Origin of the sequence: Reyranella sp. (genome assembly GCF_965227665.1) — a bacterium.
Taxonomy (GTDB): domain Bacteria; phylum Pseudomonadota; class Alphaproteobacteria; order Reyranellales; family Reyranellaceae; genus Reyranella.
In genome coordinates this window covers 1,946,477-1,968,021 of record NZ_OZ245767.1, presented here as the reverse complement: position 1 = coordinate 1,968,021, position 21,545 = coordinate 1,946,477, and the positions used below count along the sequence as shown (strand labels likewise).

The following is a 21,545-nucleotide window of genomic DNA, read 5'->3' as shown; positions in this document are numbered from 1 at the left end:
GTGCGGCGTCAGGAGCGTTTGCAGCGTCAGGACCACGAGACCGCGTCGAGTTTCTCGGTGTATTCCTGCGGCGCCGGTTCGAAGCCCACCAGCTTCTTGTTGTAGATCTGGATGTTGTTCGTGTTGCAGTGATAGATGATCGGGCATTCTTCGAGCGTCGTGTCGACGATCTTGTGGTACATGGCCTCGCGCTTGGCCGGGTCGAGTTCGCTGCGCGCGCCGTCCAGCATCGCGTCCATCGACGCCACGCTGTAGCCTGAGGCGTTTCCCTTGCTGTTCAGGAACCACCACGACGTCGCGTCGGGGTCGGGCGCGACCAGGGTGATGTCTTCGAGATGCTGGTCGAATTTCTTGTTGAGCCACAGGCTGTTGAAGCCGCCCATGTCCATGCTCTTGATCTTGTAGGTGATGCCGATCTGGCTGACCATCGCGGCGACCAGCTCGAGCTCCTTGCGCAGCCAGTCCTTGTCGGAGGTGATGACCTCGACCTCGTAGCCCTTCACGCCGGCCTGGGCCATCAACTCCTTGGCCTTCTTGAGGTCGCCGTTCTTCGGGTACTTCAGCATCGGCTGACGATGGCCCATGTAGCCGGCGGGGATCTGGTTGTCGGTGGGGATCGCCTCGCCGTAGTAGATCTCGTTCACGATCGCCTCGCGGTCGATCGCATAGGAGATCGCCTGGCGCACCAGCTTGTTCTGGTAGGGCGCGTCCGGCTTGGCCTTGAGGTTGAACTGCTGGTAGTCCCACGACCAGCCCGGCGTCGAATTGATCGTGTATTTCGCGTCCTTGCGCAGGGCCTTCATGTCCTTGGGATCGGGATGGGTCACGAAGTCGAGTTCACCCTTCTGCAGCGCCTGCAGGCGGGTGGTCGAGTCGGGGATGGCGCGATAGACGACGCGGTCGAGCTTGGGGAAGCCCGGCCGCCAGTAGTCGGGATGCCTGGCCAGCACGATCTCCGTGCCCTTCTTGCTCTCGATCTGGAAGGGGCCGTTGCCGACGGGCGTGGCGCTGTAGGCGTCGTTGCCCATCTCCTTGTGCGCCTTCGACGAGATGATCGTGCCGCCGTATCCCATGGTGACGCCGGGGAAGGCGCCGAACGGCTGCTTGGTCTTCATTTCGACCACGTACTTGCCGTCGCTCTTCACCGTGTCGATCGGGAACAGCGCGGTTCCCATCTGGAAGCTCTTCGAGGACATGTGGAACTCGAAGGTATAGACGACGTCCTCGGCGGTGAATTCGCCGAAGCCCTTCTGCCACTTCACGCCTTCGCGAATCTTGATGCGCCAGGTCAGCGGATCGGGGTTGCTCCACTCCAGCGCCATGTTCGGTACGATGGCGCGGTCCTTGTAGTTGATGCTCACCAACCCGTCGAACACGTTGTACATCACCAGGCTTCCCTGGATGTCCGAGCGGATCACCGGGCTGAGATTGCCGAACTCGCCGCCCCAGGTGCCGACGCGCAGGTCGCGCCTGCCCTGTGCCAGCGCAGGCGCGCGGCCTGTGCCCAGTATAAGGCCTGCACCGAGAGCGCCCGCCCCGAAGCCGCGACGCGTCATGCCCCGATTGCTTCCCTGGCCGCTCGTCATCCGGAACCCTTTGGTCATGGCTGCCCCCAAGTATGAGATTTCAGAACCCTCGGTCGTATTCCTTCAGCCCGTTCTCGACGATCTGATGAAGCATCGTGATCAACGCGGCCTGCATCTTGTCCGACGTGCCGTCGACGTAGGGGATGAGGCGGGAATAGGCCCCGTCCATCGCCCCGCCATCGACGCTCGCCTGCACGATCCGGAGTTCCGTCGCTTCGTCGTGCAGGATCTCGCGGTCTCCCAAATGGCCGGCCAGCGCCGCCGCGATGCCGTAGGCACCCCAGTTCGACACGGCAGCGAAGACCAGCACATCACATTCAGTAACCGTGCCAACGCCGCCGTGGCAGGGGCAGCCGCAGTCCTTGCCGAACGGCTGGATCGCCGCCACCGCCTCCTTGATGACGCCGCATCCGATCTCGTTGCCGCCATCGCCGATGCCGATCGTGGGAATGCCGGCCGTCTTGGCCTGGTCCGCCAGATGGTAGGCACTGGCGATCTTGTCCGGCGTGCGGGGCGTGCCCATGATCGAATGGTAGACGCCCTTGATGTTGGGCCCGACCTTCTCGATGAACACCATCGCGGCCGGCTTGTATTTCTTGATGAGTGCGGCCGCGGCCTTCTTTCCGGCAGCATCCCCAAGCGGGAAGTTGATCGCCATGGCGCAGGAGCGGCGCTGCTTGAACAGCGCCTCGTCGTAGACGGCGAGGCCGGCCGCCTCGGTCGACTTGATGACCGCCGGCATGTTGCGCTCTTCGCTGATCAGGATCGGCTTGCCGCCCAGGCCGAACTCGATCGCACGTGCAATAGCCGCCGCACCCGGGGGGCCATCGGTCTCGCCGGCGGGCAGGCCGGGCGGCGTTCCCGCGCCGGTGATGACGAACACGTTGTCGCCGGGCTTGATCGAGTCCTTCAGCAGCTTGGCCGCCAGCCACGCGAGCGGCTTCTTCTGCTTCGTGCGCGCCGCCTCGTAGAGCGGATAGGTGACGCCGCGCGGCAGTCCCACGCGGAAGCGCATCTCGATGTTGATGGCGCGGTCGATTGAATCGCCGACGATCTCGTCGATAGCCATGATTTGCCTCTACAAAGTCAGTTTGAAGTTTTCGATCAATGCGTGAGGCCCGCGTCGGGCGGCTCGAGATTCTTGCGCACGATGTTGGACAGGAACTGCATGCAGGCCATCGACGTCTCGCCATCGAGGCCGTCGACCAGGAATTCTGTCGTGCAGTACATCGCCTCGAGGCCGCCGGCGTCGAGGCAGGCCTGCACGATGCGCTTTTCCATATCCGGCGAATGGATGAGCTGCGGCTTCTTCAGGAGATAGGCGAGGCACGCCTCGATGCCGTAGCAGCCCCAGTTCGACATCATCGCCGGGATCACGACGTCGGTCTTCACGACGGTGGCGAGCGCCTTGCCCTTGGGCATGGTCTCGACGACCGTGTCGTAGATCGTGCCGAAGCCAAGCTCGTTGCCATGGTCGCCGATCCCGACCGAGAAGATCCCGCGCTTGTTGGCCTCGGTGACGACGCCGCCGATGTCGACGCAGCCCTGGAACTTGGACTCCGGGCCGGTAAGCGGCAGGCCGGTCGCGGTATGGACGTTGCCGTCGGCCCCGGCGCCGAGGCGTTCCGCTGCAACGACCGCCTTGGGCTGGTACTTCGCGTAGATCTCGGCGATCCACGCGTCGATCTTGGACTGGTCCTCCGGTGCGTTCTCGATGGCAGCACCGAGATGACGATCGCGCGCCTGCTCGAACGGCTTCACCATCAGGCCGGCGGCCTCGCTGGAGGCCACGATCGGATCGGCATGGCAGGCCTCGTTCACGAAGACCGGGACGGCGCCGAGGCCGCGATAGAGGATGCGCGCGAGAGAGGCGGCGCCCGGCGGGCCGTCGCTCTCCCCCTTGGGCATGGTGGGCTCGTATCCCGCGCCGGTCATGATGAAGACGACGTCGCCCTTGCCGAGCACCTTCTGCAGGCCTTTGGCCGCCGCCATCGTGACCGGCTTGTCGCCTGCGACCTTGCGGGCCGCGAGGTACATCGGCAGCAGGATGCCGTGCGGCATGCCGTGGTTCTTGGCTTCGATCGTGATCAGCCGGTCGACGGCCTCTCCTACCATGTCGAGAATGACGATCCCCTCTCGCTGTCAGAGTCGGATTGGGCGCTTCGGCCGGTGATCCGACAAGCGCCATTTAGGCGTTGATGCGATGCCGATGCGGCATCAGTCTCGGGGCAGTCGGAGTCCATGAAATGATCAACCAGTCTTTGCGCTATTTCTCAGTGATTGCGCGGCACGGATCGATTCGCGAGGCGGCGGAGGAGTTGCACATTGCCCAGTCCGCGCTCAGTCGGCAGGTCCAGAAGCTCGAGGAGGATTTCGGCGTTCCCCTGTTCCATCGCCATGCGCGCGGCGTCGAACTGACGTCGGCCGGGGAGATCTTCCTGCGCCACGCCCAGATCAACCTGCGCCAGGTCGAACGCGTCCGCTCGGAAATCGACGCGCTGAAGGGGCTGCGCCGCGGTACCGTCAGCATACGGTCGATCGAAGCGCTGGTGCCCCACCTGCTGCCGCGCGCCGTAGCCCGTTTCAGCGGGCGCTATCCCGGCATTCAGTTCGAAATCACGATCGACGGCTCCGACCAAGTGGTGGCGGCGGTTCGCGAGGGCCGTACCGATATCGGTCTGGCCTTCTATCCGCCTGCGGAGGCCGAGCTGGAGACGGTGTTCAAGATGCGGGAGCCCCTGGTCGCGGTAATGTCGGCAGATCATCCCCTGGCCGGCCGCCCGCGTGTCTCGCTGGCCGATTGCGCCGCCTATCCCATCGCGTCGCCGATGAAGCATACCGGCAGCAGGATCCTGATCGACGTCGCGTGCAAGGCTGCCGGTATCCATATTGCACCGTCGCTCGATACCAATTCGTTCCAGCTCAGGGTCGAATTCGTGAAGGTGAATCATGGCATTACCTTTCTCTCGCGCCTGTCGGCCTGGGACAATCTGCGCTCGGGCGAACTGGTCGCCGTGCCGATCCGCGACCGGCTGGTGAACAACGCAAGCATCGACGCGATCGTGCATTCGGCGCGACAGCTTCCGCTGGCGGCGGAAGAGTTCCTGCGGTTTCTGCAAGGCGAGTTCCAGGATTTGCACGACCTTGCTTATGCGCCGGTGAAGCGCGAGGCCGCGGCCGGCGGTTCGGCACGCTCCGTGCGTGCGGCGGCCAAAGGATCGGCCCAGAGATCGGCGGGAGACAGACGCACATGACCTTCACACTGCTCGCCCGCTGCCCGAAGAGCGGCCAGGTGGGCATCGGCATCGCGACCTATTCGATCACGGTGGGCCTCTACTGCACCGGGCTGCGCGGCAACACCGGCGCGACCATGACCCAGGCGTTCGTGAACCAGGGCAACAATCCGCTGGCGCTCCGGCTGCTCGCGCAGGGTTTCGCGCCCGAGCACGTGCTGACCGAGCTGAAAGCCAACGATGCCAACCACGAGTTCCGTCAGATCGCGGTGATCGACCGCCTGGGCCGCCTCGCGGCCTATAGCGGTCCGAAGAACCGGGGCTGGGCGGGCCACGTCACAGGTGACGGCTATGTCGCCATGGGCAACGTGCTGGCGGGTAAAGCGGTCATCGATGCCATGGCGAAAGCCTATGAAGATGCAGCCGGGATCTCGTTCGAGCGCCGACTCCTCGCGGCGATCGAAGCGGGACGGGATGCGGGCGGTCAGGCGGGCAACGATGGTCCTCTCCCCGAACGGTCGGCGGCCGTGATGGTCTACGGCGACTACGATCACGCCGAACTCGATCTGCGCGTCGACCTGCACGACACGGCGGTCGAGGAACTTCGACGCGCCTTCGAGGAATACGAACTCTATCGCGGCTACTACAAGGAGAGAGCGAAGAACCCGAAGGACGCGGTTCCGCAGTACGCCTTCGCCCAGACGCTTGCCCAGGCGCAGGAGGGCACGCGATGACTTACTCCGTGATCGGGCGTTGCCGGCGCACGGGCCGTCTGGGCCTCGGGATCGCCACCTATTCGCTGGCGGTGGGCGGACGTTGCGAAGGCGTGATGGCCAATGTCGGCGTCTGCAAGACGCAGGCGTTTCCCAACCGCACCAACGATCCGCTCGGCGTCAAGCTCCTGGCGCAGGGCTACGGGCCCACGCGGGTGATGGAGATCTTTGCCGGCAACGACACCGAGCACGGTTTCCGCCAGATTGCGATCATGGACCGCGATGGCAAGGTCGCCGGCCATACCGGCCCCGGCTGCCGTGGCTGGGCGGGTCACAAGGAGGTGGCCGATTGCGTCGTGTTCGGCAACGGCCTCCTCGGTCCGCAGGTGCTCGACGCAATGGTCGCGGGCTTCCTTATGAATCCCGACGATGCGCTGGAATACCGCCTGCTGCGGGCCATCGAAGGCGGCCGCGATGCCGGCGGGCAGGGGCCGGCCGACGCCCACCGTACCGAGCGCTCGGCCGCGATCAAGGTCGTCGACCGGTGCGATTTTCCCGATGTCGACGTTCGCGTCGACGTCCATGAAGCGGCGGTCGATGAGCTGCGGCGCGTGCTCGAGGAATTCAAGCTCTATGAGGAATTCTATCGCGGCCGGGATACCGACCCGTCAAAAGCCATCCCGCAGGACGTCTTCGCGAAGCAGCTCGACGCCCGGCGCGTCAAGGAGCGGGCATGACCTACACCATCCTTGGACGCTGCGCCAAGACCGGTCGCCTCGGTATCGGCATCGCCACCTATTCGATCACGGTGGGCCGCTACGCCCATTCGACCCGATCGAACGCCGGGGTGACGGTGAGCCAGGCCAATGCCAACGAGAACAACAATGCGATCGCGCTGCGCCTTCTCGCACAGGGGCTCGGCGCGCACGCGGTCCTCGAGCAACTCAAGGCCAACGACGCCTACCACAGCTATCGCCAGATCGGCGTGATCGACCGCAGCGGCGCGGTGGCCGCCTATACCGGCGCCAACGTGCGCGGCTGGGCGGGTGACGTCACGGGCGAGAACTACATCTCCACCGGCAACGGGTTGCGCGGCCAGCACGTCGCCGAGGCGATTGCCGAGGGCTTCCTTGCCGAACCCGAGGCAGATCTGGAGCATCGCCTGCTGATGGCCCTGGAATATGGCCGCGACGCGGGCGGGCAGGGCAATGCGACGGCCCATCGGACGGAGCGCTCGGCGGCACTTCAGGTCTCGTCGCGCCATATCCATCCCGATATCGACCTGCGTGTCGACCTGCACGACAAGGCGGTCGATGAGTTGCGCCGTGTCTGGACGGTCTACAAGCAGTACGAGGGCTACTACGCCGACCGTGGACGCAATCCGCGCGGCGCGATCGGGCAGGAGGCGTTCATCGCCTCGATGAAGGAGCCGAGGCCATGACCTTCTCGATCATTGCACGTTGCCCCAACACCGGCCGTCTCGGCCTCGGCATCACGACCTTCTCGATCGCGGCCGGCGGCCGCTGCGAGGGCATCCGATTCGGTGCGGGCGTCTGCAAGACGCAGGCATACGTGAAGCGGGACAACGACCTGATCGCGCTCGAACTGCTGGAGCAGGGCATGGCGCCGGCCGGCGTGATGGCGGCGCTCAAGGCCTGCGATCCCGACCATGACTGGCGCCAGATCGCTATCATCGACCGTGAGGGCAGGACCTGCGCCCATACCGGCCCGGGCTGCCGGGCCTGGGCGGGGCACCACGAGGGCGATGGCTTCGTGGCTTTCGGCAATGTGCTGGCGGGCCAGGAGGTGCTGGACGGCATCGTTGCGGGTTTTCTCGCAGATCCCGGCGCCGACCTCGAGTTCCGGCTGTTGGCCGCGCTCGAAGGCGGACGCGATGCCGGCGGGCAAGTCGGCAACGAGGGCCATCTCACCGAACGGTCGGCCGCGATCTTCGTGGCCTCCGAGCCCGATCACTTCGACATCGATGCGCGCGTCGACTTGCATGACGATGCTGTCACCGAACTGCGGCGCGTGCTGGAGGAATTCAAGATCTACGAGAAATTCTATCGCGACCGTGGCTTTCGCCCCGACCTGGCGATGAGCCAGGCCGAGTTCGTCGCGAGCCTGCCGAAGAAGGCGGTCGCCTGAACATGGCAAAGGATCATTTCCATCTCGCCTGGTTCCTGTCGCAGGGCTATGGCCCGAAGGCGTGGCGCTCGATGTGGCCCGGCACCGAATACGACAAGCATCGCTGGATGATGCCTGACATCTTCGTCGACCTGGCGAAGGGACTGGAGCGCGGCTGCTTCGACTACATGATCATCGAGGACTCCTCGATGGTGCCCTACACCTACCAGGGCAGCCACGACACCTATCTCAAGTACGCCGCCAGCTCGCCCAAGCTTGATCCCGCCGTGCTGGTCCCCTGGCTGGCGATGGCGACCAAGCATCTCGGCCTCGTGCCGACGCTCTCGACTTCGGAGTATCCACCCTACCTGCTGGCCCGCCTCGTCAACTCGCTGGATCACGTCACCGAGGGCCGGATCGGCTGGAACTGCGTCACCGGCAGCAATGACGGCGCCGCCGAAAACTACGGTAATGCCGGCCAGCGGCCGCACGACGAGCGATACGACGTCGCCGACGAATTCGCCGACGTGGTCACGCGCCTGTGGGAGGCGTGGGACGAGGATGCGGTCGTGCTCGATCGTACCATTCCGATGTTTGCCGACGGCAGGAAGGTCCGTCCGATCAACCATGAGGGCAAGTATTTCAAGGTGCGCGGACCGATCAACGCGCCGCGTTCGCCCCAGGGAAGGGTGCCGATCTGCCAGGCCGGCGGCTCGCCTCGTGGCCAGGCCTTCGCGTCCCGGTGGGCCGACACGATCATCACCAACGCCGTCTCCGTCGAAGGCATGAAGAGCTTCCGAGAGGACATCCGCCGCCAGGCCGCGGGCTGGGGGCGCAATCCGGACGACATCAAGGTGCTGTTCCTTGCCTATCCGATCGTCGACACGACGATGGAAGCCGCGCGCGATCGCCGGCGGCTCGAGCAGGAGGATTTCGGCAAGCATCTCGACCTGCAGCTCTCGGGCATGTCGCGCCTCACCAACATCGACTTCGCGCAGTTCGATCCCGACGAGCCGCTGCCGGAGCACCTGCGGACCAACGGGCACCAGTCCTCGCTCGCCAAGTGGATCGGCAAGACGCCGCGCTCGCTGGCGAGCGGGCTCAACAGCCGGCAGGGCATCGACCTGGTGGGCACGCCCGATCACGTTGCCGGCCTGATGCAGGAGATCATGCAGGAGGTGGGCGGCGACGGCTTCCTGCTGTTCAACGCCCACTTCGACCGACGCTACATCATGGAAATCTGCGACGGCCTCGTGCCCGAGTTGCAGCGTCGAGGCCTTACGCGCAAGGCCTATGCGCACAAACTGTTCCGCGACAATCTGATGGAATTCTGAGCCAGGCGTTCACCTGAGACCTCGTGGCCATCGCGACGATGGCCGGTCGGACCCAGCGCAATCGCGAGGACGGAGACTGTCACCAACACGGCCCAGATCGTGCGTTTCTCGGGGAGGCATCGTCCGCAAACGGTCGATCGAATGATCAGATGCTCTGTCCCTCGAGATGATCTGCGGATGGAGCGGGAGAATGGAACTCATCCCGGTTCATCCGCAGGAGGCCTCACGCCGTTGGGGCAGGGTCCGATGGAGGCGCTGCGAGCGTGCGCATGCCGAGTCTCTCCAGCAGAAGGGCGTCTCTGTCGCGATCCGGGTTGCCGGTGGTCAGAAGCACGTTTCCCGTGAAGATGGAGTTGGCGCCGGCGATGAAGCAGAGCGCTTGGGCCTCGTCGCTCATGGCGCCGCGTCCGGCCGACAGCCGCACCACGCTTTGCGGCATCAGGATTCGGGCCAGGGCAACCAGTCTGACGAACGCGATGGGATCGACCGGTTGGGCGGTGTCCATGACGGGTGTCCCGCTGATCGGCTGCCACATGTTCAAGGGCACGCTCTCCGGGTGACGTTCCAAGGTCGCGAGCGTCACCAGCATGGAAATGCGATCGATCGAGGTTTCGCCCATGCCGACGATGCCACCGCAGCAGACCTTGATGCCGCCCGCTCGTACATTGTCGAGCGTCTCCAGCCGGTCATCCATCCGGCGCGTGGTGACGATCTCGCCGTAGAAGTCCCGCGACGTATCGATATTGTGGTTGTAGTAGTCGAGGCCGGCTTCCGCGAGGCGCTCGACCTGGGATGGCGTCAACATGCCGAGCGTCACGCAGGTTTCCAGCCCCAGGGCCTTCACCCCTTCGATCATCGCGCAGACCGCCTCCAGGTCGCGATCTTTCGGGCTCCGCCAGGCCGCGCCCATGCAGAAGCGCGTGGCGCCGCCCGACTTGGCGCGCCGTGCTTCCGCCAGCACGCTTTCCACCTGCATCAGCTTGCCCGCCTTCACGCCGGTGTCCCACCTGGCGCTTTGCGAGCAATAGCCGCAATCCTCCGGACATCCGCCGGTCTTGATCGACAGCAGGGTCGCCGTCTCGATCGCCGCCGGATCGAAGTGCCGACGATGGGCTTCCTGCGCGCTGAACAGAAGTTCGGGCAAGGGAAGATCGTGGATGCGGCGCGCTTCAGCCTCTGTCCAGTCATGACGCAGGTCGCAGTAGGACGGGCCGACCGGATCGACGGGGCGGCTCATTGCACGATCTTCCCGCGCAGGCGCGCCGGGAGCAGTGCCCCGCCGACAGCCACGATGGCAATGTTGGTGAGATCTCCCAGGATGAACGGGGCAAAGCCGAGTGCGACGATCTGATTCGCCGGGACGTAGAGCGCGAGCCAGGACAGGCCCGCCGCATAGACCACGGCAAGGCCCGCCAGCATCGCCAGAGCTCTGCCCACCGGGCCACGGTCGCGGGCAAGCGTGCCGGCGATCCAGCTCGCCGACAGATAGCCGAGGAGATAGCCGCCCGTCGGGCCGACCATATAGGCCAGTCCGATCCCGCGTTCGGGCGTTCCCGAGAAGACGGGCAGGCCTGCGGCCCCGATGGCGAGATAGGTGCAGAACGTGGCAGCCGCCAGGCGGGGTCCCACCGTGACGGCAAGCGCCATGACCGCAAGCGTGTGCAGCGTCATCGGGACGGGCCAGGAGGGCACGCGCAGCTTCGCGCAAAGGGTGATGAGTGCCACGCCGAGAACGATCATTGCGGCAGTCTTCACTGCCGAGCGGACCCCCGGCATTGCGGGGGCGATGGCCTCAGTCATACGAGCTCCAAAGTATAGATAATTACTGGACAATTATCTATTGAATCCACGGAGCTGAATCTGGTTCAAGGAAAATCGTCGATAATGCGGAGCCGCTAGCGATCGGACAGTGCGTTTTCCCGCTTCGTGGCCAGGGGCGGTCGATTGCCGATCCACTGGACGTGCCGAGCCAAGATCGAGCAAGCGCTTTCGAGATCGCCTTTGCGCAGGGCCACGAGAATGGCCCGGTGATCGTGATCGGTCCTCGCCTCCCAGTTCGATTGCCATGTCGAGAAGAGAAAGCGAGCGCTTGCGGCGTGAAGGTCGTCGATCGCGGCCAGCAGGCGCGGCATGCGGCAGGGCTCGATGATCAAGCGGTGGAAGCGCTGGTTTGCGTCCTCCCATGATCGGACGTCGTGCGAGTTGTCGCCCACCCGGGTGGCCTCCTCGGCCGCATCGAGAATGGCTGATGTGAGGTGAGGCGCGGCATGTCGGAGCGCCAGGACCTCGAGCGCGGCCCGCATCTCGGCGACCTCCTTGATCTCGGAGAGGTCGAATGCGGCAACCCGGACGCCGCGCCGCGGTTCGCTCACTGCCAACCCCTGAGCCTCGAGACGCCTGAACGCTTCTCGGACGGGAACGTGGCTTGCCCCGAACTCCTCGGCAACGTGGTCTTGCCGCAGCCGCGCCCCCGGTTCGATCTGGCCAGCGATGATCCGGTCGGCCAGCGTCCGGCTGATCAGGGCGGTCAAGGTCTCTTTTGGACTCTCGCGCATATATTATAGATAATTCGGCTCGAGCGGCTTGTCGATCCTCGTGCGGCCGGCCTGCGAGAAATCCGGACTAACGCGCGGCCACGACGTCGTTGCGGACACCGCACCGGCGGAGCGTGCTGACGGCGGTTTCGCCGAGACCCGCCTGAAGATTCGCGACGATCTGCAGCGCGGAGCCCGAGCGGGTGTGCATAGAGGGCTCGACCGGTTGAAGCCTCATCGTAAGCTGCTTGCCCGTCTCCAGCGCTGCGATCAGCGAATCCGACAGGAGAGGGACGGCACCCTCGGCCGCGTCCGCCACCACCACGAAGGCGTCGGCGAACAGCAGCGAGACCTTCAGCCGGCGTCCATCGATGTCGAACTCGGCAGCGGAGGCCAATTCGACGCGCTGGCCGTGCGCGGTCCGCAGGGGGCCGGGTTCCAGGGGGTAGAGTCTCACCTGCAGGCCGACCTTCTGCCCGGCCTGCTCGCACGACAACACCAGGACGTCGATGGCGAGATCGGTATACGCCGGCTCGATGAAAGCATAGCTCGGCAGATCGACATCGCGCTCGAGTTGCCAGCCCATGCCGGACTCGTCGGAAGGGTCACCGGCACGGACCGGGGCTGCGAACAGGGACGACAAGGTGGCCAGCAGCGCGGCCAGGGCGAAGATCGGGCGCATGGGATCAGGGCGCGTTGGCGGGCTTGTTCGGCGCAGGCTCCAGGAACGACACTGCGTCGCTCCCGGGAAAGCTGTCGGACAGGGCCGCATCGAGCTTGCGTTGCATCGTCTCGGCGGACGAGTCGACTGAGCGTTCCGGCGGTGCTCCAACGCGGCACCCTCGCCGGGCGGGGGTGGCTTTCCGTTCGAGATTGCCGCTCTCCGTGCGGCGACGTTCGGCCCCGGTCATCGAAAATCTCCCCAGTGGACCCGGGGCCGAACAACAGATCGGTTGCGCCCCGGAAGCTGCCCGTCAGGGTGCGGCAGCGCCCGCCCGCGATCCATTATGCAAAGGTATGGGCGGGCACCTTCATTCGTCTGGCGTCCGAATCACCGCAGGCTCTCCGGGAAGGCGCCGTTCCTCCAGGGGAGCGCCGGTCGCGTCAGATCGCGTCGCCCGACTTCGTCTCGCCGTCGGTCCTGAGCGGCGGCGGCAGATCGGCGGCGCCCTCGCTGCGATCGCGATAGAGCGCGGCGCGGCCCAGCAGCATCAGCGTGACCGGCGTGGTGACGGTCACGAACACCGCGATCAGCACCTCATGCACCACGAGGCGCGACTGCAGGATCGAAAAGAGGAGGATGGAGGCGAGCAGGATGCCCCCCGCACCCCAGGTGGCGCCCAGGGAAGGCGCGTGGATGCGATCGTAGAAGGTTTTCAGCCGCACCAGTCCGATGGCGCCGACCAGGGTGAGGCCGGCGCCCAGCAGGACGAAGAAGGAGGTGAGCAGGGCGGCCCAGAGCGGCAGGTCGGCGGCGTGGCTCATTCGATGATCTCCCCGCGCATCAGGAACTTGGCGAGGGCCAGGGTGGCGACGAAGCCCAGCAGGGCGATGACCAGCGCCGCCTCGAAGTAGAGCGTGCTGCCCGTCCGCATGCCGAAGACCAGCAGGAGCAGCATCGCATTCACGTAGAAGGCGTCGAAGGCCACGATGCGATCCTGTGCCCTGGGACCGCGCATGATGCGGAAGGCGGCGACGGCCATCGCCAGTCCGAGCAGGACCAGGGCGACCAGCAGGGACCAGGAGAGGATCGTTGCGCTCATGCCAGTATCTCCAGCAGCAGCCGTTCGTAGCGGTTCTTGATCAGGTCGATCCAGTGCATCTCGTCGACCAGGTCGAAGACGTGGATCAACAGTTTGTTGGCGGTCGAATCGTATTCGACCCAGGCGGTGCCCGGCGTGCAGGTCAGGATGCAGGCGAGGACCGCCAGGGCCGCCGGCTCGCGCAGTTCGAGCGGCACGATGACGAATCCCGACACGCGCCGGTGCTGGCCGGGGAACAGGATCAGCCGCGCGACGGCCACGTTCGAGCGCCAGACGTCGATCAGGACGAGCGCCACAAGCTTGGGAATGAGATGCCAGCGCCGGATCCGCGACCGCGGCGGCTGCAGCGCTGCGGTCACGTTGGCGGCCGCGACGCCGATCACGCTGCCCAGCACGAAATGGCCGAGCGACAGGCCGTTCAGGAGCAGCCACATCGCCAGGAGCGAGACGGCGAGCAATGGATAGGGCAGGAGGCGGCTCATTGCAGGCCCGCCTTGGCCGGCGGGATGCGCGGCGCCGACAGGACATCCTCGACATAGGAAGAGGGGGCGAGCACCGAGCGTGCGGTCTCGTCCATGTACTGCATGACGGGCCCGCCCTTCACGGCGAGGACGAGGGTGAGCAGCAGCAGGGCGACGACCGGGGCCACCTCCACCGCGAGGACCCGCGGCGCGACCGCATCGACCGGCGCCCAGAAGGCGCGGATGCCGACACGCGACAGGGTCATCAGGGTCGCCACGCCGGACAGGAGGAGCAGCACGATGAAGGCCCAGTTGGCGGCCGAAAGCCCGGCGGCCGCCCCCTCGCCGGCCGGCGCGAAGAGCGCCGCCAGCAGGGCCAGCTTGGCAACGAACCCCGACAAGGGGGGCAGGCCGATCAGGAGCAGAGCGCAGGCGACGAAGCAGGCGCCGAGCAGGGCCAGGGTGCCGGGGAACCCTATGCCGCCCTCGATCGCCGTATCGTCCGCATCGGGCTCGGCGCCCATGGTTTCGGCGGTGACGGCGATCAGGTCGGCGCCCGGATTCTGACCCCGCTCGATCAGCTCGATCAGCAGGAAGAAGGCGCTGATCGTGAGGGTGGAACTGGCGAGGTAGAAGAGAGCGCCGCCGGTGACCTGGGTATCCGACAGGCCGATGGCCGCCAGCACCGTGCCGGAGGAGATCATGAGGCTGAAGCTCGCGATCCGGGTCATGGCTTGGGAGGCAAGCACGCCCAGGATGCCGAAGGCGATCGTTGCCAGGCCGCCCGCGAACAGAAGCGTGCCGCCGTATCCCGCGGCCTCACCGGCCTCGCCGCCGAACAGAAGAGGCCGCAGGCGCAGCAGGGCGTAGAGGCCGACCTTGCTGAGGATGGCGAAGATCGCGGCGACGGGCGGGGCCGCCGCCGGGTAGGCGCTGAGCAGCCAGAATCCCAGGGGCCACATCGCCGCCTTCACGAGGAAGGCCATGGCGAGGATCGCCGCGCCCACCTCGAGCAGCACCCGGTTCTCGGCGGCGAGTGCCGGAATCCGTGCGGCCAGGTCGGCCATGTTCAGGGTTCCGGTCACGCCGTAGATCAGGGCGACGCCGACCAGGAAGAAGAACGCGGCCGTCAGGTTGATGACGACATAGTGCAGGCTCGCCTGGACGCGGCGGGGACCCGATCCGTGCAGCAGCAGGCCGTAGGACGAGGCCAGCATCACCTCGAAGAAGACGAACAGGTTGAACAGGTCGCCGGTGAGGAAGGCGCCGTTCACGCCCATGACGAGGAACTGGAACAGCGTATGGAAATGGTGGCCGACGGTGTGCCAGCGCGCCATCGAGAAGATCAGTGACGCGGTCGCGAGGACGGCCGTCAGCAGGACCAGCATGGCCGACAGGCGATCGAGCACCAGCACGATGCCGAACGGCGCCGGCCAGTTGCCCAGCAGGTAGACGCCGGGCGTGTCGGTATTGGCGGCCTGCAGCAGGGTGATGGCGATCGCCAGGTTCGCCAGGGTGGAGAAGAGGTTGATCAGCCCCTTCAGGAACTGACGGCGCTCGTCGTAGACCGCCAGGAGCGCGCCCGCCACGAGAGGCAGCAGGATGGGAGCGATGATCAGATGATGTGCCCAGCTCGCCATCACCGCTCCTGCCCGTCGACATGGTCGGTTCCGGTGAAGCCGCGGGCCGCCAGCAGAACCACGAGCAGCAGCGCGGTCGTCGCGAAGCCGATCACGATGGCGGTCAGGACCAGGGCCTGCGGCACCGGATCGGCATACTCGGCCAGGGTGCCCGCGGTCGACGCGAGAACCGGCGGAGCGCCGGAGCGCAGCCGGCCCATGCTGAAGATGAACAGGTTCACCGCCAGCGCGCAGAGGGACAGGCCGATCACGACCTGATAGGTGCGCGGTCGCAGCAACAGCCAGACGCCGGAGCCGGCCAGGATTCCGATGCAGGTCGCGAGGAGCAGGGCCATCACCCTTCCTCCCGCACGGCCTGGGCCGTCGTCGTTCGCGCGGCGCGCAGTTTGCGAACCGACTGGTGGGCGAGCGCAATCAGCGTCAGCACCGTCGCCCCCACGACCAGGCCGAAGACGCCCAGGTCGAAGAACATCGCGGTGGCGGCGGGCACGCGGCCGATCAGCGGAACCTCAAGATACTGCGAATGCGATGTCAGGAAGGGATAGCCGAACAGCCAAGAGCCCATGCCGGTCAAGGCAGCCAGCAGCAGGCTGAGCCCGATCCAGTTGACCGGCAGGATGCGAAGCCTGTCCTCCACCCAGGTCGTGCCGGAGGCCAGATACTGCAGGATGAAGGCGGTCGCGAGCGTGATGCCCGCGGCAAAGCCGCCACCCGGCAGGTCGTGGCCACGCAGGAACAGGTAGATCGCCAGCACGATGATCACCGGGAACAGCCACTTCATGATGACCGATGGCACCAGCAGGTAGTCGCCGAGCGTGTCGCCCGCCTTGCGGTCGGGCTCGGCCTCGTCGAAGGCGTTCTGCCGGCGCTGCTGCTGCGGCGAGCCGATATTGTCGGGCGCCGGCCGGAACCGCCGCAGCAGGGCGAAAATCGTGAGCGCGACGACCGCGAGCACGGTGATCTCGCCCAGCGTGTCGAAGCCGCGGAAGTCGACGAGGATCACGTTCACGACGTTGCGGCCGCCCCCCTCGGTGTAGGCGCGCTCCAGGAAGTAGCTGCCGATGGTCTCGGGCAGGGGCAGCATCATCACGGCATAGGCCAGGGTCGCCATGCCGGCACCGACGACGAAGGCGATCCCGAGGTCCCGCGAACGCCGCAGCCGTCGCCGCCAGGGATTCTCCTCCGTCGTTATCTCCTCGAAGCGCTTGGGTAGCCAACGCAGGCCCAGCAGGATCAGGATCGTGGTCACGACTTCGACCAGCAGCTGCGTCAGCGCGAGGTCGGGGGCGGAGAACCAGGCGAAGGTGATGCAGGTGGCGAGGCCCGCCCCGCCCAGCAGGACGAGGGCGACCAGCCGATGGTACTTGGCCTGATAGGCGGCGCCGATCGCGCAGGCCGCGCCGGCCAGCCAGACCAGCGCGAGCGCGGGATCGATGTCGTCTCCCGCCGGCCATCGCAGGCTGAGGCTGCCCATCGACAACGGCACCAGTGCCGCGAGTGCGGCCGCCAGCAGCAGGATCCGAAGCTGCGGCTGAAGGCGGCGGGTGCCGACGAACATCTCGGCGGCGCGGGACCATTTCAGCGACAGCACGACCACGCCGCGCTCGAACAGATGACGGCCGTTCAGGTGACGCAGCAATGGCGGCCCTTCCGGGCTGTGCCGCAGGTAGTTCCTGAGTACGAGGTAGAGCAGCGCGCCCGCGACGAGGGCCGCGGCGCTCATGATCAGGGGCAGGTTGAAGCCGTGCCACACGGCGAGACTGAAGACCGGCGTGCGGGTCCCCAGCACCGATTGCACCGCCGTGAGCAGGTAGGGGCCGACGGTCGCGGCGGGAAAAATGCCGACCACGAGGCAGGCCAGCACCAGGAACATGCTGGGGACACGCATCCAGAACGGCGGCTCATGCGGCTCCCGCGGCAGGTCGGCGGGCTTGGCGCCGAAGAACACGGAAGAGATGAAGCGCAGCGAATAGGTGACGGCGAAGGTGCTGGCGAGGACCGCCACGTAAGGCTGGGAAGTGTCGAGCAGCGAGCTGATGTGGGTCTCGATCGCCTCGGCGAAGAACATTTCCTTCGACAGGAAGCCGTTGAGGAGCGGTACGCCCGCCATGGCGGCGCTGGCCACCATGGCCAGGGTGGCCGTCACCGGCATGTAGTGGAACAGGCCTCCGAGCTTGCGCATGTCGCGCGTGCCGGTCTCGTGGTCGATGATGCCGGCCGCCATGAACAGCGAGGCCTTGAAGGTCGCATGGTTCATCATGTGGAAGATGGCGGCGACGGCGCCCAGCGGGCTGCCGAGGCTCAGCAGCATGGTGATCAGGCCGAGATGGCTGATCGTCGAATAGGCGAGAAGTCCCTTGAGGTCGTGCTGGAAGATGGCGAAGAACGCCCCGAGCACCAGCGCCGCCATGCCCGCGAGCCCCAGCAGCCAGAACCACTCGGGCGTTCCGGCCATCACAGGCCACAGGCGCGTCAGCAGGAAGACGCCGGCCTTCACCATCGTCGCCGAATGCAGCAGGGCCGAGACCGGGGTCGGCGCCGCCATCGCGTTGGGCAGCCAGAAATGGAACGGGAACTGCGCGCTCTTGGTCAGCGTGCCCAGCAGGATGAGAATGAGGGCCGGCAGGTAGAGAACGTGCGAGCGGATGGCCTCGCCCGAAGCCAGCACCTGGTCGAGATCGTAGCTGCCGACGATCTGCCCGATCAGCACGACGCCGGCCAGCAGTGCCACGCCGCCGAAGCCGGTGACGACGAGGGCCATGCGGGCGCCGTCGCGTGCGCCGGCCGTATGGTTCCAGTATCCGATCAGCAAGAACGAGAAGATGCTGGTCAGCTCCCAGAAGAACAGGAGGATGATCAGGTTCCCGGCGATGACGATTCCGAGCATGCTGCCCATGAAGGCAAGCAGGAACGAAAAGAAGCGCGGCACCGGATCGGTCGGCGACATGTAATAGCGTGCATAGAGCACGACCAGGAAGCCGATGCCCGTCACCAGCAGCGCGAACATCCAGGCGAAACCGTCGAGGCGGAGCGAAAACCCGAGGCCGAGTGCGGGAATCCACTCTGCTTCGCTGCGAAGCACCTCGCGTTCGACAATCGCAGGATAGGCGGAAATCAGCAGGAAAAGGCAAACGAGCGCGACACCGCCGGCCAGCCAGGCTTCCGAGTTACGCGCGTTGGGGCGGAACGTCGCAGCGAGAAGGCTGCCCACGAAGGGAAGAACGATCAGGATGGTGAGCAGTACGTCGTCGGTCATGAGCCTTGGCGATGCGTATCTGGGGTGTGTCTGTGGTCAACTCTAGCATTTTCGGCTCAGATAGTTCCCCTCCGAGACGACTCTGCGCGGGCAGACTTCGAATCTGTGCGGCGCGAACCAGCCGATGCAAGGCTGCAGGCCGATCGTGGCGATGCAAGGGCCATGCGCCGACAGCGACGCGCCGGCCGCGCCCCGAGGCTTCGATGCACGACTGTACTTTCGTATAGGGCGTTGCCTGCTCATGTACGATGGCGGTGAGACGCCATCTGGGCCAACCTTGCGCTGCGTTCACAATCGCAAGGGGACTTCACATGGCTTTCATCACGACCAAGGACGGAACCCAGATCTTCTACAAGGACTGGGGTCCCAAGGATGCGCAGCCCATCGTGTTCCATCATGGCTGGCCGCTGAGTGCGGACGACTGGGATGCCCAGATGCTCTTCTTCCTCGGCAAGGGTTTCCGCGTGATCGCCCATGATCGTCGCGGCCATGGCCGTTCGACCCAGACCGATACCGGCAACGAGATGAACACCTATGCCGCCGACGTCATCGAGCTCGCCGACCATCTCGACCTGAAGAACGCCGTCCATATCGGCCATTCGACCGGTGGCGGCGAGGTGGCGCGTTACGTCGCGCGCGCCAAGCCGGGTCGCGTCGCCAAGGCCGTACTGGTCAGCGCCGTACCGCCGATCATGGTGAAGACGGACAAGAACCCGAAAGGCCTGCCCCTCGAGGTCTTCGACGGTTTCCGCGACGCCCTCGCGACCAACCGCGCGCAGTTCTACCTCGATGTCGCCAGCGGCCCGTTCTACGGCTTCAACCGTGAGGGCGCGAAGGTCCTGCCGGGCACGATCCAGAACTGGTGGCGGCAGGGCATGATCGGCGGCGCCAAGGCCCACTACGATTGCATCGCGGCCTTCTCGGAGACAGATTTCACCGAAGATCTGAAGGTGATCTCTGTGCCGACGCTCGTGATGCACGGTGACGACGACCAGATCGTTCCGATCGCCGACGCGGCCGAGCTGTCGATCAAGTTGCTCAAGCACGGCACGCTCAAGGTCTACAAGGGCTATCCGCACGGCATGCTGACCACGCATGCCGATGTGCTCAACCCCGACCTGCTCGCCTTCATCAAGGCCTGAGCCGGTGGAACGACATCGATGCAGGATCCCTTTCCTGCATCGATGTCATGACACGGCCCGGCGCCGGTCGTCAGACCATCATCACCTTGCCGGTGGGCAGGTCGTAGTAGGCGCCGACGACCTTGAGCTTACCGGCGGCGACCATGTCGCCCAGGATCGGCTTCTCGGTCTGCAGGCGGCGAACGTTGGCCTGCACGTTGGCAATCATCGCGCGCTGCTGGAGATCGGGGCCCGCGGTCTTGAGCACCGGCTCGATGCCGGGCTTCATCGCGCGTACGAGGTCGCCGATGTGGCCGGGCAGGTTGTTGCCCTTCTGCAGCGCATCCACCGTGGCGTTCACGGCACCGCAGCTCGTATGGCCCAGCACCATGATGACCTTGGTGCCGAGGACGGCGGCGCCGTATTCGAGGCTGCCGAGCCCGTCCGGCGTCACGAAGTTGCCGGCGACCCGGACGACGAAGAGTTCACCCGGCGCCTGGTCGAAGGCCAGCTCGGGCGCCACGCGCGAGTCGGCGCAGCCGAGGATCGCGGCGAAGGGCGCCTGGCCCTGGGAACGCGCAACCCGGCCGACCGAGTAGTCGCGCTCCGACATCTTGCCGGACGCATAGCGTGCGTTGCCTTCCATCAGGCGGGCCAGCGCCGCATCCGGGGTCTCGACCGAACGGGTCGGCTGCGCCAGGGCGGATTTGGATGCCACGGCACCGAGCGCGGCCGTGACCGCGAGACTGCCGATCCCCGAGAACAGACCGCGACGCGACGGACAAAAGTTGCACATGCTTCTCTCCCTAGTTTCGAAACTCACCATACTTTGTGAAGACTGGAGAGCAATCCGACTCGGCGCATAGCTGAATGTGAATGCGGTAACCAGTTGTGCGGTCGGCGCTTGAGCGCCGTGCAGACGATGTCATGCTGCTGCTCCAAGGAGTTCCAGATGCACGCCAGCATTCTCGACCGCTTTCGCCTGACGGGTCGCACCGCCCTCGTGACGGGCGCCCGCCGTGAGATCGGCCGGGCCATCGCGCTGGCGCTGAGCAGCGCCGGCGCGCGACTTGCGATCCATCATGCCGGCACCGAGGTGGAGGAGGCCGATGCTGCCTCGGTGGTTCGCGAAATCGAGCAGGCAGGCGGCACCGCGCGCGCGTTCGGTCAGGATTTTTCCCTCACCGATGCGGGGCACCGGCTGGCGGAGTCCGTGTCGGCCTGGTCGCCCGTGGACATCCTCGTGCTGAACGCCTCGATCGAGATTCCGGAATCCTACGATGCGATCTCGCGCGAACGGTTCGACCGGCAGATCGCCGTCAACCTGCGCAGCCCGCTCGAGCTGCTGCAGGAGCTCGTGCCGCCGATGGGCCGGCGCGGCTGGGGGCGGGTCGTCACCATCGGCAGCGTGCAGCAGGTCCGGCCGCATCCACAGATGATGGTCTATGCCGGCACCAAGGCCGCTCAATTGAACTGGGTCTGGAACCTCGCCCGGCAGTTCGGCGGGCAGGGCGTCACGGTGAACAACCTGGCGCCCGGCGCCATCCTGACGGCCCGCAATCGCGAGCAGATGGCCGTCGAGGGCGAGGCGCTGGTGCAGCGCATTCCGGCCGGGCGACTCGGCCAGCCCGACGATCTCGCGGGCGCGGCGTTGCTCCTGTGTTCGGACGCGGGCGCCTACGTCAACGGCGTCAATCTTTACGTCGATGGGGGCCGCGCGATCGCCTAGGATCGGCCCCGCACGTCACCAGGGTTCACATGGCCGCCGCTCCCCAAA

The 21,545-nt window shown here is 66.0% G+C and carries 23 protein-coding genes; 8 read left to right on the top strand and 15 right to left on the bottom strand.

Annotated elements, in window-relative coordinates:
- Window positions 1-26: 26 nt before the first annotated feature.
- Genes ACO07I_RS09510 through ACO07I_RS09500 form a run of 3 tightly spaced genes read right to left on the bottom strand, consistent with a single transcriptional unit; the run spans window position 27 to window position 3,701 of the window.
- Window positions 27-1,604, bottom strand: coding sequence for an ABC transporter substrate-binding protein (locus ACO07I_RS09510; RefSeq protein WP_422016641.1), 1,578 nt, complete (start codon window positions 1,602-1,604; stop codon window positions 27-29).
- 22 nt (window positions 1,605-1,626) lie between these two features.
- Entirely contained in the window at window positions 1,627-2,655 is a 1,029-nt protein-coding gene (locus ACO07I_RS09505) for a glutamate cyclase domain-containing protein (protein ID WP_422016639.1), read from the bottom strand.
- Between the two features lie 35 nt (window positions 2,656-2,690).
- Window positions 2,691-3,701: a glutamate cyclase domain-containing protein gene (locus ACO07I_RS09500; RefSeq protein WP_422016637.1), complete on the bottom strand. Its 1,011-nt coding sequence runs from the start codon at window positions 3,699-3,701 to the stop codon at window positions 2,691-2,693.
- Window positions 3,702-3,832: 131 nt separating this feature from the next.
- On the opposite strand from ACO07I_RS09500, the gene ACO07I_RS09495 reads away from it, so the two are divergent.
- From ACO07I_RS09495 to ACO07I_RS09470, 6 genes are read left to right on the top strand one after another with little or no spacing between them, the layout of a single operon-like run.
- Window positions 3,833-4,840 (top strand): LysR family transcriptional regulator, encoded by a 1,008-nt coding sequence (locus ACO07I_RS09495; protein WP_422016635.1) that lies wholly within the window; start codon window positions 3,833-3,835, stop codon window positions 4,838-4,840.
- On the top strand, window positions 4,837-5,553 hold the full coding sequence (locus ACO07I_RS09490) for a DUF1028 domain-containing protein (protein ID WP_422016633.1): 717 nt from the start codon (window positions 4,837-4,839) through the stop codon (window positions 5,551-5,553). Before ACO07I_RS09495 ends, ACO07I_RS09490 begins: the two co-directional genes overlap by 4 nt.
- Window positions 5,550-6,269, top strand: a complete 720-nt coding sequence (locus tag ACO07I_RS09485) for a DUF1028 domain-containing protein (protein WP_422016631.1) — start codon at window positions 5,550-5,552, stop codon at window positions 6,267-6,269. Before ACO07I_RS09490 ends, ACO07I_RS09485 begins: the two co-directional genes overlap by 4 nt.
- Complete coding sequence (locus ACO07I_RS09480) at window positions 6,266-6,973, top strand: DUF1028 domain-containing protein (RefSeq protein WP_422016629.1); 708 nt, start codon at window positions 6,266-6,268, stop codon at window positions 6,971-6,973. Before ACO07I_RS09485 ends, ACO07I_RS09480 begins: the two co-directional genes overlap by 4 nt.
- Window positions 6,970-7,680: a DUF1028 domain-containing protein gene (locus ACO07I_RS09475; protein ID WP_422016627.1), complete on the top strand. Its 711-nt coding sequence runs from the start codon at window positions 6,970-6,972 to the stop codon at window positions 7,678-7,680. Before ACO07I_RS09480 ends, ACO07I_RS09475 begins: the two co-directional genes overlap by 4 nt.
- A 2-nt stretch (window positions 7,681-7,682) precedes the next feature.
- Window positions 7,683-8,993, top strand: coding sequence for an NtaA/DmoA family FMN-dependent monooxygenase (locus ACO07I_RS09470; RefSeq protein WP_422016625.1), 1,311 nt, complete (start codon window positions 7,683-7,685; stop codon window positions 8,991-8,993).
- 223 nt (window positions 8,994-9,216) lie between these two features.
- Here ACO07I_RS09470 and bioB read toward each other — a convergent pair whose 3' ends face one another.
- The 11 genes from bioB to ACO07I_RS09415 form a co-directional block, all read right to left on the bottom strand.
- Window positions 9,217-10,230: a biotin synthase BioB gene (gene bioB / locus ACO07I_RS09465; RefSeq protein WP_422016623.1), complete on the bottom strand. Its 1,014-nt coding sequence runs from the start codon at window positions 10,228-10,230 to the stop codon at window positions 9,217-9,219.
- Entirely contained in the window at window positions 10,227-10,733 is a 507-nt protein-coding gene (locus ACO07I_RS09460; RefSeq protein ID WP_422016621.1) for a biotin transporter BioY, read from the bottom strand. The genes bioB and ACO07I_RS09460 overlap by 4 nt, the downstream gene beginning before the upstream one ends.
- Before the next feature lie 155 nt (window positions 10,734-10,888).
- A complete protein-coding gene (locus ACO07I_RS09455) occupies window positions 10,889-11,548 on the bottom strand; it encodes a GntR family transcriptional regulator (RefSeq protein ID WP_422016619.1) in 660 nt (219 codons plus the stop codon).
- 67 nt (window positions 11,549-11,615) lie between these two features.
- Complete coding sequence (locus tag ACO07I_RS09450) at window positions 11,616-12,209, bottom strand: hypothetical protein (RefSeq protein WP_422016617.1); 594 nt, start codon at window positions 12,207-12,209, stop codon at window positions 11,616-11,618.
- A gap of 4 nt (window positions 12,210-12,213) precedes the next feature.
- Window positions 12,214-12,438, bottom strand: a complete 225-nt coding sequence (locus tag ACO07I_RS09445) for a hypothetical protein (RefSeq protein WP_422016615.1) — start codon at window positions 12,436-12,438, stop codon at window positions 12,214-12,216.
- 193 nt (window positions 12,439-12,631) lie between these two features.
- Entirely contained in the window at window positions 12,632-13,012 is a 381-nt protein-coding gene (gene mnhG / locus ACO07I_RS09440) for a monovalent cation/H(+) antiporter subunit G (RefSeq protein ID WP_422016613.1), read from the bottom strand.
- Entirely contained in the window at window positions 13,009-13,290 is a 282-nt protein-coding gene (locus ACO07I_RS09435; protein WP_422016611.1) for a K+/H+ antiporter subunit F, read from the bottom strand. Before ACO07I_RS09435 ends, mnhG begins: the two co-directional genes overlap by 4 nt.
- Window positions 13,287-13,772: a Na+/H+ antiporter subunit E gene (locus tag ACO07I_RS09430; RefSeq protein WP_422016609.1), complete on the bottom strand. Its 486-nt coding sequence runs from the start codon at window positions 13,770-13,772 to the stop codon at window positions 13,287-13,289. The genes ACO07I_RS09435 and ACO07I_RS09430 overlap by 4 nt, the downstream gene beginning before the upstream one ends.
- Window positions 13,769-15,391 (bottom strand): monovalent cation/H+ antiporter subunit D, encoded by a 1,623-nt coding sequence (locus ACO07I_RS09425; protein WP_422016608.1) that lies wholly within the window; start codon window positions 15,389-15,391, stop codon window positions 13,769-13,771. Before ACO07I_RS09425 ends, ACO07I_RS09430 begins: the two co-directional genes overlap by 4 nt.
- Window positions 15,391-15,726 (bottom strand): Na+/H+ antiporter subunit C, encoded by a 336-nt coding sequence (locus ACO07I_RS09420; RefSeq protein ID WP_422016606.1) that lies wholly within the window; start codon window positions 15,724-15,726, stop codon window positions 15,391-15,393. Before ACO07I_RS09420 ends, ACO07I_RS09425 begins: the two co-directional genes overlap by 1 nt.
- Entirely contained in the window at window positions 15,726-18,647 is a 2,922-nt protein-coding gene (locus ACO07I_RS09415) for a monovalent cation/H+ antiporter subunit A (RefSeq protein WP_422016604.1), read from the bottom strand. The genes ACO07I_RS09420 and ACO07I_RS09415 overlap by 1 nt, the downstream gene beginning before the upstream one ends.
- Window positions 18,648-18,958: 311 nt before the next feature.
- Here ACO07I_RS09415 and ACO07I_RS09410 point away from each other — a divergent pair, with 311 nt between their 5' ends.
- Window positions 18,959-19,789, top strand: coding sequence for an alpha/beta fold hydrolase (locus ACO07I_RS09410; protein WP_422016602.1), 831 nt, complete (start codon window positions 18,959-18,961; stop codon window positions 19,787-19,789).
- 70 nt (window positions 19,790-19,859) lie between these two features.
- Here the strand turns inward: ACO07I_RS09410 and ACO07I_RS09405 are convergent, their stop codons facing one another.
- Window positions 19,860-20,564, bottom strand: coding sequence for a carbonic anhydrase (locus ACO07I_RS09405; protein WP_422016600.1), 705 nt, complete (start codon window positions 20,562-20,564; stop codon window positions 19,860-19,862).
- Window positions 20,565-20,720: 156 nt separating this feature from the next.
- Here ACO07I_RS09405 and ACO07I_RS09400 point away from each other — a divergent pair, with 156 nt between their 5' ends.
- Window positions 20,721-21,497 carry an SDR family NAD(P)-dependent oxidoreductase gene (locus ACO07I_RS09400; protein ID WP_422016598.1) on the top strand — a complete coding sequence of 259 codons (777 nt, stop codon included), beginning with the start codon at window positions 20,721-20,723 and terminating at the stop codon, window positions 21,495-21,497.
- Window positions 21,498-21,545: the final 48 nt, after the last annotated feature.